Here is a 17,537-nt window from a genome sequence, read left to right on the forward strand (position 1 = left end):
ATCGAGCACAAAAGGTGGAGCTTTAGAACGAGGAGCTGAAGCGAATGCTTTCGTATTATAACAGGCGGATGATTCAAGTACCGATCATTGTCATTACGCTTGTGCTTGTGGCCGCGTCGGCCTGGCTGTTCTCCTACAATTGGGCTGCCGGCGCCGGCTTGCTTACATTGACGATTTTTCTGCTCCTCTTTTTATATTTGGCAGAAAGAAAAATGCATGAAGATGTACAGAAGTATGTGGCCACTTTATCGTACCGCCTTCAAAAAGTCGGTGAAGAAACGCTTCAGGAGCTGCCGATTGGCATTCTGCTTTACAATAAAGAGTATACAATCGAATGGGCGAACGCTTTTTTAACCTCTTACTTTCAAGAAGAGACCCTTGTTGGCGAATCGCTTTATGAAGTAGCGGAACCTTTGCTTTCGGCTATTAAAAGCGGCAAAGAAGCCATGCTTAATTTAAACGACAAAACCTTTCGTGTGGTGTCAAAACCAGATGAACGGCTTCTTTACTTTTTTGATGTGACCGAAGAAGAACGGATCTCCCGCCAGTTTAGAGAAGAAAAAACCACGCTCAGCATCATCTTTCTCGATAACTACGATGATTTAACACAGGGGATGGATGATCAAACAAAAAGCAGCTTAAACAGCATGGTTACTTCTATGCTCAATGGCTGGGCGAAAAAACACGGCATGTTTTTAAAACGTGTGTCGTCGGAGCGCTTTTTTACTGTGATGAACGAGCGTATTTTAGCCAAACTTGAAGAAGATAAGTTTTCCATTTTGGACGAAGTGCGTGAAGAAACGGCTAAGCATTATGCCCCGCTGACATTGAGCATTGGTATCGGACAGGGAGTTGTTCCGCTGCCGGAATTGGGCGATCTCGCTCAATCCAGTTTGGATCTGGCTCTTGGGCGCGGCGGTGACCAGGCTGCCATCAAGCAGGGAGACGGGAAAGTAAAGTTTTACGGGGGGAAAACAAACCCAACCGAGAAACGGACACGGGTGCGTGCTCGTGTGATTTCACACGCGCTTCGTGACATCGTAACTGAGAGTGACAAAGTGATCGTAATGGGCCACAAGTATCCGGATATGGATGCAGTCGGTGCTTCAATGGGTATTCGCCATGTTGCAGAATTAAATGGGCGGGAAGGTTATATTGTCGTTGATCCTGCACAAATCGATACGGCAGTGAAACGACTGCTTAACGAGCTGAAAGAACAGAATCCTGAACTTCATTCAAGAATTATTACACCAGAAGAAGCGCTTGAAATTGCAACGAATCGAACCTTGCTTGTTGTGGTGGATACCCATAAGCCGTCGCTTGTCATTGAAGGAAAACTGCTTTCCAGAGCGGAACGAGTGGTTGTGATCGATCACCATCGGCGCGGAGAAGAATTTATTAAAAACCCGCTTCTTGTTTATATGGAGCCCTATGCTTCTTCTACGGCAGAGCTTGTCACAGAGCTGTTGGAATATCAGCCGAAAACAAAAAAAATATCGATGCTTGAGTCAACGGCCCTGCTTGCTGGTATAATTGTCGATACAAAAAGTTTTTCACTGCGGACTGGAGCCCGCACGTTTGACGCAGCTGCTTATTTACGTACAAACGGTGCGGATACGATTTTGGTTCAAAAGTTTTTAAAAGAAGATATTGGCACCTACATTCAGCGCAGCCAGCTGATTGAAACGGTTTATTTTTATAAAGACGGCCTGGCGATTGCCAAAGGCAGTGATGATTATGTGTATGATTCTGTCTTAATTGCTCAGGCAGCGGATACGATTTTGACCATGAATGGGGTCCAGGCATCGTTTGTGATTGCCCGCCGGTCCGAAGAAACGATTGGGATCAGTGCCCGCTCACTTGGTGAGGTCAACGTACAGATCATTATGGAGCAGTTGAACGGAGGCGGCCATTTAACAAATGCTGCAACGCAAATTCGGAACGCTTCTGTAGAAGACGCTGAAATGGAGCTGTGCCGCGTTATTGATGAAGTCACTGAAGGAGGAAATGAAGAATGAAGGTAATCTTTTTAAAGGACGTAAAAGGCAAAGGCAAAAAAGGCGATATTAAAAATGTAGCCGATGGCTATGCACATAACTTTTTAATTAAAAACGGTTATGCAGTTGAAGCAACATCGGGTAACCAAAACGCGCTTGATGCTCAAAAGAAAAAACAAGCAGCTCTTGCAGCAGAAGAGCTGGAGGAAGCAAAGCGCCTGAAAGAAACGATTGAAGCACTGACTGTTGAATTGCACGCTAAAACAGGTGCAGGCGGCCGGCTTTTTGGTTCTGTAACAGCTAAACAAGTGGCAGATCAATTAAACAAAACACATAAAATTAAGATTGATAAACGGAAGATCGATCTTCCGGACGGCATCCGCGGTCTTGGCTACACAAACGTGCCGGTTAAATTGCATAATGAAGTCACAGCTACACTTAAGGTACATGTAACAGAAGAAAAATAATAGAAAAACATGTGGTCAGATTTCTCTGATCACATGTTTTTTTCGCGAGGAGGGTAACAATGAGCGATGTATTAACGGACCGTGTACCGCCGCAAAATATTGAAGCAGAACAGGCTGTGCTGGGGGCGATCTTTTTGGAGCCGTCCGCGTTAACAGTCGCTTCGGAAATATTAATTCCGGAAGACTTTTACCGGAATGCCCACCAGCAGATTTATTTAGCGATGCTGAAGCTCAGCGACCACGGAAAAGCAGTGGACGTGGTGACGGTCACCGAAGACCTGGCCGCTCATAAATTGATTGAAGATGTCGGCGGTATTTCGTATTTGAGTGAATTGGCGGCAGCCGTCCCAACAGCGGCTAATATTGAATATTATGCCCGCATTGTAGAAGAAAAATCGCTTCTGCGCCGGTTGATCCGCACGGCGACTACCATCGCCACAGACGGGTACGAGCGCGAGAATGAAGTGGAAGGCTTGCTGAGTGAAGCAGAAAAAAACATTATGGAAGTGGCCCAGCGGAAAAATGCGGGTGCCTTTCACAATATTAAAGACGTGCTTGTGCGCACGTATGATAATATTGAGCTTCTTCACAACCGAAAAGGCGATGTAACCGGCATTCCAACCGGATTTGCCGAGCTGGACCGGATGACCGCAGGGTTCCAGCGAAATGATTTAATTATTGTTGCCGCACGTCCGTCTGTCGGGAAAACGGCATTTGCTCTTAATATTGCACAAAACGTCGCAACGAATACGGATGAAACGGTTGCGATCTTTAGTCTTGAGATGGGGGCAGAGCAGCTGGTTATGCGGATGCTCTGCGCAGAAGGAAATATTAATGCGCAAAGCTTGCGGACAGGCACCCTGACGGATGAAGACTGGCGCAAGCTGACAATGGCAATGGGCAGCTTGTCTAATTCAGGTATCTATATTGATGATACGCCGGGTGTACGCATTGGAGAAATCCGCTCCAAATGCCGCCGGCTGAAGCAGGAGCAGGGACTGGGCATGATTTTGATCGACTATCTGCAGCTCATTCAAGGGAATGGGCGCTCCGGCGAAAACCGCCAGCAGGAAGTATCGGAAATTTCCCGTTCCCTAAAAGCGCTCGCCCGTGAGCTGGAAGTGCCGGTTATTGCGCTCTCCCAGCTTTCCCGTGGCGTGGAGCAGCGGCAGGACAAGCGTCCAATGATGTCCGATATCCGGGAATCTGGATCGATTGAGCAGGATGCCGATATTGTAGCGTTCTTGTACCGGGATGATTATTACGATAAAGAAACCGAAAACAAAAATATGATCGAGATTATTATTGCCAAGCAGCGGAACGGCCCGACTGGAACAGTCGAGCTCGCTTTCGTGAAGGAATACAATAAATTCGTAAATGTGGAACGGCGCATGGATGAAATGGGAGCGCCGCCTGGAGCATAAAAAAGCCAGCGATTGCTGGCTTTTTTTGTTTTTATGCGTTTTCAAGCATTCTCTCACTTGAAGCAACCGGTACTTTTGGAATAAAAACGAATAAAAAAATCTGATTAAGTTTAAAATGTTCGTCTTTTAGTTTGACGGCTCCGTTTTCTGCTGGTAAAATAAACGTGTTTGATAAAACGTTTTTCATGAACCTTCGGAGGTGCAAAAAATGTCATCAGTAGTTGTAGTAGGAACACAATGGGGCGATGAAGGAAAAGGGAAAGTAACCGATTTTCTTTCTGAAAACGCAGAAGTCGTAGCCCGTTACCAAGGCGGTAACAACGCAGGTCATACAATTAAATTTAACGGTGTTACATACAAACTTCACTTGATTCCATCTGGTATTTTTTATTCGGATAAAATTTGTGTAATCGGCAACGGTATGGTTGTAGATCCAAAAGCGCTTGTAAAAGAGCTGGAATATTTGCATGGACATGGCGTGTCAACAGATAACCTGCGCATTTCAAACCGTGCGCACGTGATTTTGCCATACCACTTGAAAATTGATGAAGTGGAAGAAGAGCGCAAAGGCGCCAATAAAATCGGCACGACAAAAAAAGGCATTGGCCCTGCTTATATGGATAAAGCTGCACGGATGGGAATCCGCATGGCTGACCTTTTGGATCGCGAAACATTTGAAGAAAAGCTGACGCATAATATTGCAGAAAAAAATCGCCTGCTTGAGCGCTTCTATGAAACAGAAGGCTTTAAAGTGGAAGATATTCTGGACGAATATTATGAGTACGGGCAGCAAATCAAAGACCTTGTCTGTGATACATCCGTTGTCCTGAACGATGCGCTTGATGAAGGCCGCCGCGTTCTATTTGAAGGCGCCCAGGGCGTTATGCTTGATATCGACCAGGGAACATACCCGTTTGTTACTTCTTCGAATCCAGTTGCCGGCGGTGTAACAATTGGTTCGGGTGTCGGTCCATCCAAAATTACACACGTTGTTGGCGTATCCAAAGCTTATACAACTCGTGTCGGCGATGGTCCGTTCCCAACGGAGCTGAACAACGAAATCGGAGATCGAATTCGTGAAGTGGGCCGTGAGTACGGTACAACAACAGGCCGTCCGCGCCGTGTTGGCTGGTTTGACAGTGTTGTTGTACGCCATGCGCGCCGTGTGAGCGGAATCACAGATCTTTCATTGAACTCAATCGACGTACTAACAGGAATTGAAACGTTGAAAATTTGTACAGCGTACCGCTACAAAGACGAGCTAATCACAGAATACCCAGCAAACCTTCGCGTACTTGCAGAGTGTGAGCCGGTATATGAAGAGCTTCCAGGCTGGACAGAAGATATTACAGGTGTTAAAGATTTAAGTGAGCTGCCGGCAAATGCACGTCATTACATCGAGCGTGTGTCGCAGCTGACTGGTATCCCATTGTCTGTTTTCTCAGTAGGCCCAGACCGCAACCAGACAAATATAGTCCGCAGTGTGTGGAGTTAAATAATAAAAAAGCTGCCTTAAGATAGGGCAGCTTAAGACTGACGACTTTGTCGTCAGTCTTTTTTTATGAAAGTTTCGCCGCCGAAAATGGGCAGGAGACTATCAGTTCTAAAAAAAAGAGCCGATAGGGAAGCCGGTCGGACTTCGCGCCCCTTAGGGCAGTGCGGGAGCCTCCTCGGCGTACACGCCTGCGGGGTCTCCCGACTCACTGTGCATCCCGCAGGAGTCTTCGTCCGGCTGGATTCCCCATTTGTTTCTAAAAAGCCGAATCTTCACATATACTTTTACCGTTTTGGTGATAGGAGATGTGTTGTTCTATTAACCTGTGCCGCCTTACCGGCTCTCATCTGAACTGCCGCACTTCTTGGAAAAAAGAAACAAAGAGATACTTTGCCAAAAGATTTTATTTTTCTAAGTTTTGTCCCGCTTTTTTCTATCTATCTATGTCAATGGTCCTCCTGCAAATACTCCCTATATAAGATAAAAATGTATGATTTTGTATTTGTTTCCTTGGAATGTTTGGAAAAAAGCATGAAATTGTCGAAATTCCACTATTTTGTTCGTTTTTTTCGACAAATATGGTGAAAATGTATTGTCACCCTTCCCCCCATATGATACTATTAACAACGTTGCTGGGAAACAGCGCTAAAAGTGGTCCGGTAGTTCAGTTGGTTAGAATGCCTGCCTGTCACGCAGGAGGTCGCGGGTTCGAGTCCCGTCCGGACCGCCATTTTTACTTTACTTAAACCTTATCTATCGTTATGTTCTTGATGGCGGCCGTCCGCATCTTTGAATTGTCCTTCACGAAAAAAACGGCCGCTGTGTTTTTTGAAAATTTAGTCTTCATGCACTTCTGGCAGTAAAAACGTAATAACCTATGTATAAACATGTTGTTTAATTCCGGCTCAGTAGCTCAGTTGGTAGAGCAAAGGACTGAAAATCCTTGTGTCGGCGGTTCGATTCCGTCCTGAGCCATAGAAAAAGCATCGCGGTGATTTCGCTCCCGTGGTGCTTTTTGTTATTTCTAACGCCTATTGCCAGATGCCGCAGTCTTCCTGCCATGGTAAAGTAAAGAAAAGCGTAAAGGGCAAAAATGTGATAAAATATAATATTTGAAGCCATCTTTTATTCTGTGAAACTAAAAGTGAGGGACATACATGATGCAAAAGAAAATATTGGTTGTCGATGATGAAAGACCCATTGCAGATATTTTGCAGTTTAATTTAAAAAAAGAAGGATATGACGTGCAATGCGCATACGATGGCGACCAGGCAGTTGAAATGGTAGAGAACATGCAGCCGGATTTGGTGCTGCTTGACATCATGCTTCCAGGCCGTGATGGGATGGAAGTATGCCGGGAAGTGCGTAAAAAATACGAAATGCCGATTATCATGCTGACAGCGAAGGATTCCGAGATTGATAAAGTGCTTGGATTGGAACTCGGAGCGGATGATTATGTGACAAAGCCGTTTTCTACACGTGAACTGATTGCAAGGGTAAAAGCAAATCTTCGTCGCCATCAAGCAGCGCCGGCGCCAGAAGAAGAAGAGGTTGATACAAACGAGATTGCGGTAGGGGCTTTAACGATTCATCCAGATGCCTACATCGTTTCAAAACGCGGAGAAACAATTGAGTTAACTCACCGTGAATTTGAACTTCTTCATTATTTGGCCAAGCATATTGGACAGGTAATGACACGCGAGCACCTGCTGCAGACGGTTTGGGGATATGATTACTACGGAGATGTTAGAACAGTAGATGTAACAGTCAGACGCCTTCGTGAGAAGATTGAAGACAATCCGAGCCACCCATCCTGGATCGTAACACGAAGAGGCGTTGGCTACTATTTGCGCAACCCTGAACAGGAGTAACGTGAATGAAACGGGTAGGTTTTTTTCGTTCGATACAAATGAAATTCGTGCTGATTTATGTGCTGCTTATTTTATTCGCGATGCAGATTATCAGTGTTTATTTTGTTAATTCCCTTGAAGAAAAATTCACCAATAACTTTAAAGAGTCTTTGGCACAGCGGGTTGAATTACTGGAATATAACGTACGTGAAGAAATATTAAAAGAGCGGGATGAAGAGTCGAAAACGCTCGAGCAAGATATACGCACTATTTTAGAAGATTTTTCAGCAGGTGACGTTATTGAAGTGCGGGTGATCGATGTGAACAGCCGCATTATCGGTACGTCCGATTCGAATAAACGTGACCTCGTCGGCCAGCGCCAGCCGGATATTTCCGTGAAAAGGGCGCTGTCAGCAGGAGCCACAGAAGATAAAATGTATGTGGATGCCGGCAAGCGTATCTGGGAGCGGACTTCACCGATTTCGTACAACAGCGAAGTGAAAGGTGCCATTTATCTTGTTGCAGATATTGAGACGGTGTACGGCCAGCTCGATGACATTAATGAAATTCTGTTTTCAGCTGCCATTCTGGCGCTGGCGATTACTGCTGTTTTAGGGATCACGCTGGCACGGACGATCACTCGGCCGATCACCGATATGAGACGGCAGGCAGTGGCGCTTGGAAAGGGGAATTTCTCCCGTAAAGTAAAAGTGTATGGGCAGGATGAAATTGGTGAACTGGCCGTTACCTTTAATAACTTAACGAAACGCCTTCAGGAAGCTCAAGCCACCACAGAAGGGGAACGGCGCAAGCTGTCATCGGTTCTTTCTTATATGACGGATGGCGTGATTGCGACCGACCGGCGCGGCCGGGTGATTTTAATTAATGAGCCCGCATCCAAAATGCTGAGTGTTTCACGTGAAACAGTTATTTCACAGCCGATTGTTTCATTGCTCAATCTGGAAGAGGACTATTCCTTTGATGATTTACTTAATGAGCAGGATTCTGTTATTTTGGACTACAGTACGCATGACCGGCCTTATGTGCTGCGCGCGAACTTTTCTGTCATTCAAAAAGAAACGGGCTTTGTGAACGGGCTTATTACCGTTTTGCACGATATTACCGAGCAGGAAAAAATTGAAATGGAGCGCCGCGAGTTTGTAACGAACGTTTCACATGAATTGCGGACACCGCTGACAACGATGCGAAGCTATCTCGAAGCACTCGCGGAAGGTGCCTGGCAGGACCCGGACATCGCACCGAATTTCCTTGAGGTCACCCAGACGGAAACGGAGCGGATGATTCGGCTTGTGAACGATTTGCTGCAGCTTTCAAAGTTTGACAGCCAGGAATACAATTTAATAAAAAAGGACACTGATTTTATTGAGTTTTTCAATAAAATTATTGACCGCTTTGAAATGACAAAATCTCAGGAAGTAACGTTTCGGCGCAAGCTGCCGCGCTATCCGATTTATGTAACGATCGATCAGGATAAGCTTACCCAGGTGATTGATAATATTATTTCCAATGCGCTCAAATACTCACCGGAAGGCGGCCTTGTTTCTTTTAAAGTGGAGGAACACGGAGATACCATTCAAGTCAGCATCAGTGATCAGGGGATGGGGATTCCGAAAAAAAGTCTGGAGCGTATTTTCGAACGTTTTTACCGGGTAGACCGAGCCCGTTCAAGAAAAATGGGCGGCACCGGTCTAGGGCTTGCCATTGCGAAAGAACTCATTACCGCGCACGGCGGCCACATTTGGGCGACAAGTGTGGAAGGGAAAGGGACGACGATTTTCTTTACACTGCCGGCGGATCTTTCCGAAGAGGATGATTGGGAATGAATTATGAAAAAATCAAATCCGCAGCGCTCGCGCTGCTGGTCTTGATCAGTCTGGCGTTGACATGGGGTATTTGGAACTATCAGCCTTCCTATCAAACCATTACAGATAGTGCGGGTGAAAATATCGTAACAGAAGTGGAAATGGGCGAGGAGCGCAAAATTTCCGATTTATTAAAGCCTTCCCGGCTTATCTCCCACCAGGAGGGAAGCCACTATGGAACCATTGCCAAGCAGGATTTGGACTGGGTGATGAAGGAAATGAGGGAATGGACGTTTATGGAGCCTGAAAACATATCCAATTCCTTAAATGAAGCGGAATTTTCAAAGCTGTTGTCCAGTGATTCACATGTAGAGCTGTTTTTTTCCTCGTCTATTCCATTCAATACATTTAAAACAATGGTTTCATTTAGTGATAAAACCGTTCCGAATGCGGTGTTTAACCGAGTGGTTATCACGGAAGCAGAGCAAAAAAACAAAGTGTTTGTTTATTTTGTTTCGGTTAAAGAAAGGCTTGTGTTCAAAAGTGAGGTTCAAACGGGATCTTTGCGTGAATTCAAGCAGCGCTACGTAGAAAACCATGACCGTCTGGAGCCATATATCTCTTATCAAGTTCCTGATGGTGCTCGTTTATACGTGCGCAAAGAGCCGCCTGTTTTAACTGTTCAAAGCTATTTGCCAGAGCAGATTGATGCAGACACGTTTAAACGGGCGCTTTTTAACGATCCAAGCTACGTACAGCGTAGTTCAAGTGGTGAAGGAGAAGGATATATAACAGACGGAACGAGCTTTATGCGGATCAACAGCAGTACAGGCACAGTCCGATATGTAAATCCATCTGTTGTACCTGAACCGATGCCGCTGGACCAGTTGATTGAAAAAAGCATTGATTTTGTGAACGAGCACCATGGCTGGGTAGATAGCTACCGCTTGTTTCAAACAAAACCAGGTTCAACGGAAATCAGCTATCGTTTGTTTTTAGGAGACTTCCCCGTATTTAGTCCACCGGGAATGGCCAGCATGACGGAGCTTTCACAAATTTGGGGTCGGGAACGTATTTATCAGTACGACCGTTCTTCTTTTATTGTGGAGCTGGACAAACCGGTTTCTCCAGGAACAGGAACCGTAGAACTAAAAAGCGGCCAGGAAGCGCTCAATGAAGTATTGGAACTAGAGACAGTAGACCCGAAGCTGTTGACAGATATGCGGATTGGATATGAAATGACGCTGAAACAGGAATCACCAAAAGTAGTGGTAGCATTCGAGCCGTTTTGGTACTACCAGTATGACGGTGGATGGCAAAAGCTTGTCACGGACGAAGGAGGACAAGTGGATGGATTGGAATAAAACAAAAACCATTTTTATCGCCGTGTTTCTCGTCCTGGATATTTTTCTAGCCGTGATGTTTTTTAATAAATATGGAACTTCCCGGTTTGAAGTAATTAAAAAAACATCGATTGAACAAAAGCTGCAAGAAGACGGGGTCAAACACGAAGAAATGCCTGATGACTCGGGTGAACGATCTATGATCGTCGCAAAACCAAAAACATTTACAGAGAAAGAGCTGTTTTTTTTAACGAAACAAAAATGGGCGATTGAAAAAAATGGAACAGAAATTGTCAGCCTGCTCGAAGAACCATATGAAACCGATGGAGCAGCACGCAGCAAATTAAATGCCTTTGTGAAAAACAATGTGCTGCATGGCGGGGAATACGCTTATTGGAAACGAAATCAGGAAGCTAACACCGTTATCTACTATCAGAAGATTGCCGGTAAAAAATTGTTTGAAAATGCAGCCGGCATGCTGACTGTACAGCTTAATAACGATAAAGATATTGTGAGTTATTCTCAAACAATGCTTTCAAGTGTGGATGACAACCGGAATAAGGAAACGATTTTGCCTGCCCTTCAGGCCATTGATTCGCTTTATAAAAACGGCCTTATTCAGCTCGACAGTGAAATCAGCGACGCAGAACTCGGATACTATACCGTTGTGCGAGTTGATGAGTCTCAGCAAATAGAGCTCGACGAATCGAATGTACAGCAGGTGCTGTCACCGACCTGGTATTTTCAGCTTAAAAAAGGTGATAAAATCGAAGAAGTATATGTAAATGCGTTTGACGGATCCATTAATCCACAGCAAAAAGAATCGTAGCAATCTAACTGGAGTGAACAGCATGACAATGCAATTTAGTGTACTGGCAAGCGGAAGCACCGGCAATGCGGTTTTCGTGGAATCAGACGGCCATTCCTTTCTTGTGGATGCCGGCCTTTCCGGCAAAAAAATGGAAGAGCTTTTTTCATCGATTGGACGCAAGATAGCCGATTTATCGGGCATCTTTGTTACCCATGAACATAGCGACCATATTAAAGGACTTGGCGTGCTGGCGAGAAAATACAAGCTGCCGGTTTACGCAAACCAAAAAACATGGCAGGCGATGGACCGGCTGACCGGTACAATTGACGACAGCCAGAAATTTGTCTTTGAAACGGAAACAGTGAAAACATTCGGCGCTGTGGATATTGAATCTTTCGGTGTTTCACATGACGCGGCCGAGCCGATGTTTTATATTTTCCACAACAACGGCAAAAAGTTTGTTTTGATCACGGATACGGGATACGTAAGTGATCGGATGAAAGGTCTTATTTCCAATGCCGATGCATACGTCTTTGAAAGCAATCATGATGTTGGAATGCTTCGGATGGGCCGCTATCCCTGGAGCGTTAAGCAGCGCATTTTAAGCGATGTAGGACATGTATCAAACGAAGATGCGGCGCTTGCGATGACAGATGTAATCGGCCCGCAGACAAAGCGTATTTATCTAGCACATTTAAGTGCAGATAATAATATGAAGGAACTTGCAAAAATGAGTGTCACGCAGACGCTTGAACAAAAAGACGCAGGAGTCGGCCATCAGTTTCACCTGTATGACACGGACCCGAAAGTGCCAACACCGCTTGCGGTTATTTAATCCACACCCGTGGCAGACAGCTGCGGGCTTTTTTCTGCCAGCTTTTGATTTCTTTCAACCTTTTCTACTTGCCCGTTATACACAGCAGGCGGCATATGAGTTGCCCTTCTTTTTGGCAAAAGCGTATAATTTTTTAGAATAGATGAGAGAAATGGTGAAACAATAAGTTGGCAGAAAGGATGAATCGTATTGGGCTATTATGATGAAGGGCGCACAGGAAGAAACAAGCGAAGCGGAAAAGGCGGCTACTTTTTATCAGGACTTGCCGGTGTGGTGGTCGGGGCTGGACTTGTAGTCGGCACGCTTCCATCTATTGTAGAGTATCAAAACAAAGAAGGCGTTTCTGTTTCTGAGAATGAGTCTGTCCAAAATGAAAACGCGGAGCAGGTATCACTTGATGTAACAACGGACGTAACGAAGGCTGTGGATAAAGCCAAAGACACGGTAGTCGGGATCACCAATATCCAGGCTTCTATGGACTTTTTCGGATCAGAATCTGGTCCTCAGGAAGCTGGAAGCGGCAGTGGTGTCATTTATAAAAAAAGCGATGATACGGCTTTTATTGTGACGAACTATCACGTTATCGAAGGTGCCCAGCAGCTTGAAGTAACCTTGGCGGACGGCACAAAAGAACCGGCGGAACTGCTTGGCGGCGACGTATGGACGGATCTTGCCGTTTTAACAATTAAAGGCGCCAATGTGAAAAAAACAGCCGAATTCGGGGATTCAGGAGCGCTAAAAATCGGCGAACCAGTCATTGCGATTGGGAATCCGCTTGGACTTGAATTTTCCGGGTCTGTTACACAAGGGGTTGTGTCAGGACTGGAGCGGGCCATTCCCGTTGATTTAAATGGAGATATGGTGAATGACTGGCAGGCAGAAGTCCTGCAGACAGATGCAGCGATTAATCCCGGCAACAGCGGCGGCGCGCTGGTTAATATTGCAGGCCAGGTTATTGGGATCAACTCTATGAAAATTGCCGAGAGCGCAGTGGAAGGCATCGGCTTGTCCATTCCGATTGACACGGCTTTGCCCATTATCAAAGACCTTGAATCATATGGCGAAGTAAAGCGTCCGGCAATGGGTGTTACCCTGCAGAATGTAAGCGAGCTGCCGTCTTATCATCAGGAAGAAACATTAAAGCTGCCTAAAGATATTAAAGAAGGTGTCATCATTGAGCAAGTGTTAACAAATTCTCCGGCAGCGAAAGCGGGCATGCAGGAGTATGATGTGATCACAGCTCTTGACGGCAAGCCTGTTCAGGATGTTATTGCCCTGCGCAAATATATGTACAACAATAAAAAAGAGGGCGACACTGTAAACGTAACCTACTATCGTGATGGAAAGCAGCGGGAAACAAAGATGACGCTCGTTGCGGAGAGTGATTTGTAATGGAGAAAAAAGAAATAACGTGCTGTCTGGAGCACGTGGAACTGGCGCTTGATATAGCCGTGGACGAATGGGAAACGGCGCCGGTTATGCAACAAGCAGAAGAACCTGCATCCTGCGAATTTTGTCAAAACGTGGCTCTATATGTTGTGGGCAGCTAATCGTTGCCCTCAAAATGTGGATTAATTCTGTGGGTATGTGGATAAAGTCAGAAAATTCCCGTTATCAACATGTTGATAACGGGAATTTTTTCTTTATTTTACCACTACTTCAATCGGCTGGGAGACAATTCGCCATTCTTGTCCAAGCATGTTAAATGTATGCTGGGCAAAAACGTAAAAAGTGCCCGTTTGCACCGCTTGAATGGTATTTCCGCTAATGGTTACGCCATCATGTGAAGAAAAAAGAGTAGTTTCAATATTTTCCTTTTTCTCTGTACGGTAATTAAGAAAGGCTTTTGCTTGAATCTCTGTGGTCTGTCCGACACGCAAATGTCGTTTTTGAATCGGTGTTTCAATCCGAATCGGTGCATCGGTCAGCCACTGTGTATAATCCGTAATCGGTCCAATCATGCCGTTTTGCAGCTCGCTGCCAAAATCTGCTTCATTGCGGAAAGTCCAATGAAAACTGATCATGCCGCGCTGGCGAAGATAAGATGTAAATTCCGGCGATAAGCTGCTGTAGCTGGCGTTAAGCGTGGCATTGATACGCGAAGCATATTGAAGCATGCTCCGGGCATCATTAAGCCGTGCTGCTTCCCCGCCTGGAACAGATGAAGAGTACAAGTAGCCCGACGGTATATGCGGTGCGGAAGCGACTGACTGGGTAACGCTGTTTAAATGAAAGCTTTGCAGGACAACTTGATCCGCCATTTCCTCCTCGTTAATGATCCGAATCGTATCTTCCGCAATGCCATCTGCTTTTAGCTCCACTAAAAGAATGACATTTTTCCCCTTAAACTCCTGAAGGAATTCACGGAAGGCCGGCACGCGTTCACCGGCAAATTGGCTGCTAAAATAAGAGCCTGCATCAAGAGACTGAATTTCTTTCAAGGTCAAATCTTTTACATTGCCTGTTCCGTTCGTCGTCCGGTCGACGGCATAGTCATGCATAATGACGATTTCGCCGTCCTTCGTTTTCTGCACATCTGTTTCAATTAAATCTGCGCCAAGTTCATACGCCATTCGGTAGCCGGCCATTGTATTTTCTGGGGCTAATGATGGGATACCGCGATGCGCTGCAACAATGGGGCGCTGAACGAGCGTGTTTTCCGGGTAACGGCTGAATGCAGCCGTTACCGGTATGGTGTCACCTGCAATCATGCCGTCGACTCCTGCATGAATAAGGCTATGTGCAGCCAGCTCTGATGCACCTTCCATCTCTCCCCAAACCGCCACAGCACGGCGGTGAAACTCATGAACAAGGTCCGCTGAAAGCAGCTTTTGCGGCAATACCGCTGTTTTAGCGCCAGACGCGTGAATGGACTGGATAAAGCGGTTCACGTCGTGATTATTAAGTGAAGACCGGTTATAGAGGAGTGCGCCGCGTGCAGACGGAACTGTTTCTCGAACGACTTTTAACACATCTGGCTGACTGGAAAGAATATGTACGTCCTGGATGGACAACTCCTGAAGCAATTCGGCTGTTTTCTCAGCCGTTTCGGCTTCTTCGAGTCGAATGACCGGAATCGTTTCGCCTGCCATTTCTTCCAAATAAGTGCGAAGAGGTACATCTTTCACCTTCAAATCAGCTCCTGGCTGAAGCAGCATAGATGAAACACCCTCCATTTGTTGGAGCTGAGGCACTGACGAAATCACGGTCGGTGCATTAAGCAGGTTGGTTTCCGGCTGATCGCCAAGAAAAGCACCGCTTTCGGCCAAAGAAGGAAGCTCTTCTGTTTGTTCAGTAATACGGATATGATCAAATTGAACAGTGGCGCCCGATGCCTGAAAACCGATTCGGCCGTTTTGAAGCGCTGCTGCCGCATCTGTGTCGATAACGAGCTGGCCATTTATAAATTGCTGCACGCGGTTTCCTTTTGAAATGATTTTCAGCTTGTACGTTTTGTTGTAAGCAAAAGCCTCGCTGTAAGGGGCTTTGTTCAGCACAGACCATTGATTGTTTTCGTTACGAAGGGCAAATTCAATGCCATTTAGCGCCTGGGCACCGCGGCGGACAGCCATTTGATAATAAGGATAGTCATTACCCTGTACGCGATACATAATCGATGCCCAGCGCGTATCTTCAACAGCGGATAAAAACGTCATATCGGCTTCAATCACATAGTCACCGCCAGAAACAGACGAAGGTGCAAGCACGCGAGCAGGCTTTGAAGAAGAAGGAGATGACAAAACAAGGGCACCGTTTTGAACAGAAGCTTGTCCCTGAATCACTTCCCAGCCAGCCGGCAGTGAAGACGCATCGAAGGATTCTTGTAAAACAGGCTCTGCTGCCAGCGTGTGGACAGGTGCCCATTCATTTGCGCTTAATAAAAAACTAGAAGCTAAAAACAATGGAACAATCTTTTTCTTTTTCATTCTAATCCCTCCTAAAATAAACTGCTTCTTTATTTTGGCAGGGGATTATTAACAGAGTGTGAAGGAAAAAATAAGTTAACAAAAAAGACGAAAAATTCGTTCTTTTTTCCTGAAAATAAAAAAAGAAACGCCGCAGGAAAAGATATTCACATGTGGATAGTATGATAAAATAAAGATGAACAAAAGGGCTGTTAATATGTGGATAACTTCTGTGGATAAGCTGTTCGTAAATTGTTTGTAAAGTGGGGTCAAATTGTGAATATCTCGATTATAACAGTAGGAAAACTAAAAGAGAAGTACTTGAAGCAAGGCATAGATGAATATGTGAAACGATTATCTGCTTATGCAAAAATCGATATCATCGAAGTTCCGGATGAAAAAGCACCGGAAATATTAAGTGAAGCGGAAATGAAACAGGTGAAAGAAAAAGAAGGCGAGCGCATTCTTGCCAAAATCGGCCAGGACACCTACGTGATCGCTTTGGCCATCAATGGAAAAATGAAATCTTCTGAACAGCTTGCTGCCGATCTTGATAAGCTCGCCACTTATGGCAAAAGCAAGATTGCTTTCGTGATCGGCGGATCACTCGGACTGAGTGATGCCGTTTTAAAACGGGCAGATGACAAGCTGTCATTTTCTCCGATGACTTTTCCACATCAGCTTATGAGACTCGTTTTGGTTGAGCAGGTATATCGGAGTTTTCGGATAAACCGCGGTGAACCATATCACAAATAATAGTAAGCGGAATGCAGGAGTTACATTCGATAACGAGCTGCTGTAAAGGTTTTATACTGGAACCACAGCTTACAAAGGCTATTTTGATGCTGGCAGCACAATATAACGGGAATAAAAAATGCTTGGATAACTGTTCCAAGCATTTTTTATTCTAATCAATAACAAACCATGAGTAAACCATTTTCGATATGATTGTTCTTTTTAGAGGCAGAAATAAAATCCTTGCTGCGTTATACGGTTGATTTTGAGTTAAATAAGAAGGCCGCAACAGATCATTGGCTTGAATCAATGATACAAATAATGCTGACATTTAAAACGAGGTACAGCAGTTAGAAGAGTAGAGAACCCTTCCATAAATAAAAACAAAATAGATAAACAGGATGAAACAAAAAAGCTGGCCTGAAAGGGCCAGCTTTTTTATCACGGTGTATAAATTAAAACGTACTCACCCGGCCCGATTAAAGCGACGCCAATGGCTGCTGCAATCAAAACGAGATTGTATTCAAACCCGCCGTTTGTCATCCAGTAGCCGTTTTTGCCATGAACCGCAAAAATGGCATCAATCATAACAATGACAATCATGATCGCGCCGAGCCAGGTCAGAAAGCCGGCAGCAAACAGCAGGCCGCCAATGAATTCAAACAGTCCTGCCAGGACGGCCCACACCTTTGCGCCCTCTTTGATGCCGATTGACTCGAGCCAGCTTCCCGTTCCGGTAATACCTGTACCTCCGAACCAGCCGAACAGCTTTTGGGCACCGTGTCCGACAAAAGTTAATCCAATCACAAGCCGAATGATTAATAGTCCAAGATCTGCCGCCATACTTCTTCC

At 45.3% G+C, this 17,537-nt stretch carries 14 protein-coding genes and 2 tRNA genes; 14 read left to right on the plus strand and 2 right to left on the minus strand.

What is annotated here, in order from left to right:
• Nucleotides 1-44 precede the first annotated feature (44 nt).
• The 13 genes from M3221_RS09065 to M3221_RS09125 all read left to right on the plus strand — a co-directional run bounded on the left by M3221_RS09065 (nucleotide 45) and on the right by M3221_RS09125 (nucleotide 13,595).
• Entirely contained in the window at nucleotides 45-2,018 is a 1,974-nt protein-coding gene (locus M3221_RS09065; RefSeq protein WP_251271168.1) for a DHH family phosphoesterase, read from the plus strand.
• A complete protein-coding gene (gene rplI / locus M3221_RS09070) occupies nucleotides 2,015-2,464 on the plus strand; it encodes a 50S ribosomal protein L9 (RefSeq protein WP_242232497.1) in 450 nt (149 codons plus the stop codon). The genes M3221_RS09065 and rplI overlap by 4 nt, the downstream gene beginning before the upstream one ends.
• 59 nt (nucleotides 2,465-2,523) lie before the next feature.
• On the plus strand, nucleotides 2,524-3,888 hold the full coding sequence (gene dnaB / locus M3221_RS09075) for a replicative DNA helicase (protein ID WP_251271170.1): 1,365 nt from the start codon (nucleotides 2,524-2,526) through the stop codon (nucleotides 3,886-3,888).
• Nucleotides 3,889-4,096: 208 nt separating this feature from the next.
• Nucleotides 4,097-5,383 (plus strand): adenylosuccinate synthase, encoded by a 1,287-nt coding sequence (locus M3221_RS09080; RefSeq protein ID WP_251271171.1) that lies wholly within the window; start codon nucleotides 4,097-4,099, stop codon nucleotides 5,381-5,383.
• Nucleotides 5,384-6,036: 653 nt separating this feature from the next.
• Nucleotides 6,037-6,113, plus strand: a tRNA-Asp gene (locus M3221_RS09085).
• A 172-nt stretch (nucleotides 6,114-6,285) separates the two neighbouring features.
• Nucleotides 6,286-6,358, plus strand: a tRNA-Phe gene (locus M3221_RS09090).
• A gap of 185 nt (nucleotides 6,359-6,543) precedes the next feature.
• Nucleotides 6,544-7,254, plus strand: a complete 711-nt coding sequence (gene yycF / locus M3221_RS09095) for a response regulator YycF (RefSeq protein ID WP_242232813.1) — start codon at nucleotides 6,544-6,546, stop codon at nucleotides 7,252-7,254.
• Nucleotides 7,255-7,259: 5 nt separating this feature from the next.
• Nucleotides 7,260-9,077 carry a cell wall metabolism sensor histidine kinase WalK gene (gene walK, locus M3221_RS09100; protein ID WP_251271173.1) on the plus strand — a complete coding sequence of 606 codons (1,818 nt, stop codon included), beginning with the start codon at nucleotides 7,260-7,262 and terminating at the stop codon, nucleotides 9,075-9,077.
• Complete coding sequence (locus M3221_RS09105; protein ID WP_251271174.1) at nucleotides 9,074-10,420, plus strand: YycH family regulatory protein; 1,347 nt, start codon at nucleotides 9,074-9,076, stop codon at nucleotides 10,418-10,420. The genes walK and M3221_RS09105 overlap by 4 nt, the downstream gene beginning before the upstream one ends.
• The gene (locus tag M3221_RS09110) at nucleotides 10,407-11,228 is read left to right on the plus strand and encodes a two-component system regulatory protein YycI (protein WP_251271177.1); all 822 of its coding nucleotides are present in this window, start codon (nucleotides 10,407-10,409) and stop codon (nucleotides 11,226-11,228) included. Before M3221_RS09105 ends, M3221_RS09110 begins: the two co-directional genes overlap by 14 nt.
• Before the next feature lie 22 nt (nucleotides 11,229-11,250).
• A complete protein-coding gene (locus tag M3221_RS09115) occupies nucleotides 11,251-12,045 on the plus strand; it encodes an MBL fold metallo-hydrolase (RefSeq protein ID WP_251271178.1) in 795 nt (264 codons plus the stop codon).
• Between the two features lie 189 nt (nucleotides 12,046-12,234).
• Entirely contained in the window at nucleotides 12,235-13,437 is a 1,203-nt protein-coding gene (locus tag M3221_RS09120) for a S1C family serine protease (RefSeq protein ID WP_251271180.1), read from the plus strand.
• Nucleotides 13,437-13,595 carry a CxxH/CxxC protein gene (locus M3221_RS09125; protein WP_251271181.1) on the plus strand — a complete coding sequence of 53 codons (159 nt, stop codon included), beginning with the start codon at nucleotides 13,437-13,439 and terminating at the stop codon, nucleotides 13,593-13,595. Before M3221_RS09120 ends, M3221_RS09125 begins: the two co-directional genes overlap by 1 nt.
• A gap of 93 nt (nucleotides 13,596-13,688) precedes the next feature.
• Here the strand turns inward: M3221_RS09125 and M3221_RS09130 are convergent, their stop codons facing one another.
• The gene (locus M3221_RS09130; protein WP_251271182.1) at nucleotides 13,689-15,971 is read right to left on the minus strand and encodes a glycerophosphodiester phosphodiesterase family protein; all 2,283 of its coding nucleotides are present in this window, start codon (nucleotides 15,969-15,971) and stop codon (nucleotides 13,689-13,691) included.
• 255 nt (nucleotides 15,972-16,226) lie between these two features.
• Between M3221_RS09130 and rlmH the strand changes: the two genes are divergently transcribed.
• Nucleotides 16,227-16,706: a 23S rRNA (pseudouridine(1915)-N(3))-methyltransferase RlmH gene (gene rlmH, locus M3221_RS09135; RefSeq protein WP_251271183.1), complete on the plus strand. Its 480-nt coding sequence runs from the start codon at nucleotides 16,227-16,229 to the stop codon at nucleotides 16,704-16,706.
• 420 nt (nucleotides 16,707-17,126) lie between these two features.
• Here the strand turns inward: rlmH and M3221_RS09140 are convergent, their stop codons facing one another.
• Entirely contained in the window at nucleotides 17,127-17,528 is a 402-nt protein-coding gene (locus M3221_RS09140) for a DoxX family protein (protein ID WP_251271184.1), read from the minus strand.
• Nucleotides 17,529-17,537: the final 9 nt, after the last annotated feature.

The sequence above is a fragment of the Domibacillus indicus genome, assembly GCF_023715895.1.
Classification (GTDB): domain Bacteria; phylum Bacillota; class Bacilli; order Bacillales; family Domibacillaceae; genus Domibacillus; species Domibacillus indicus_A.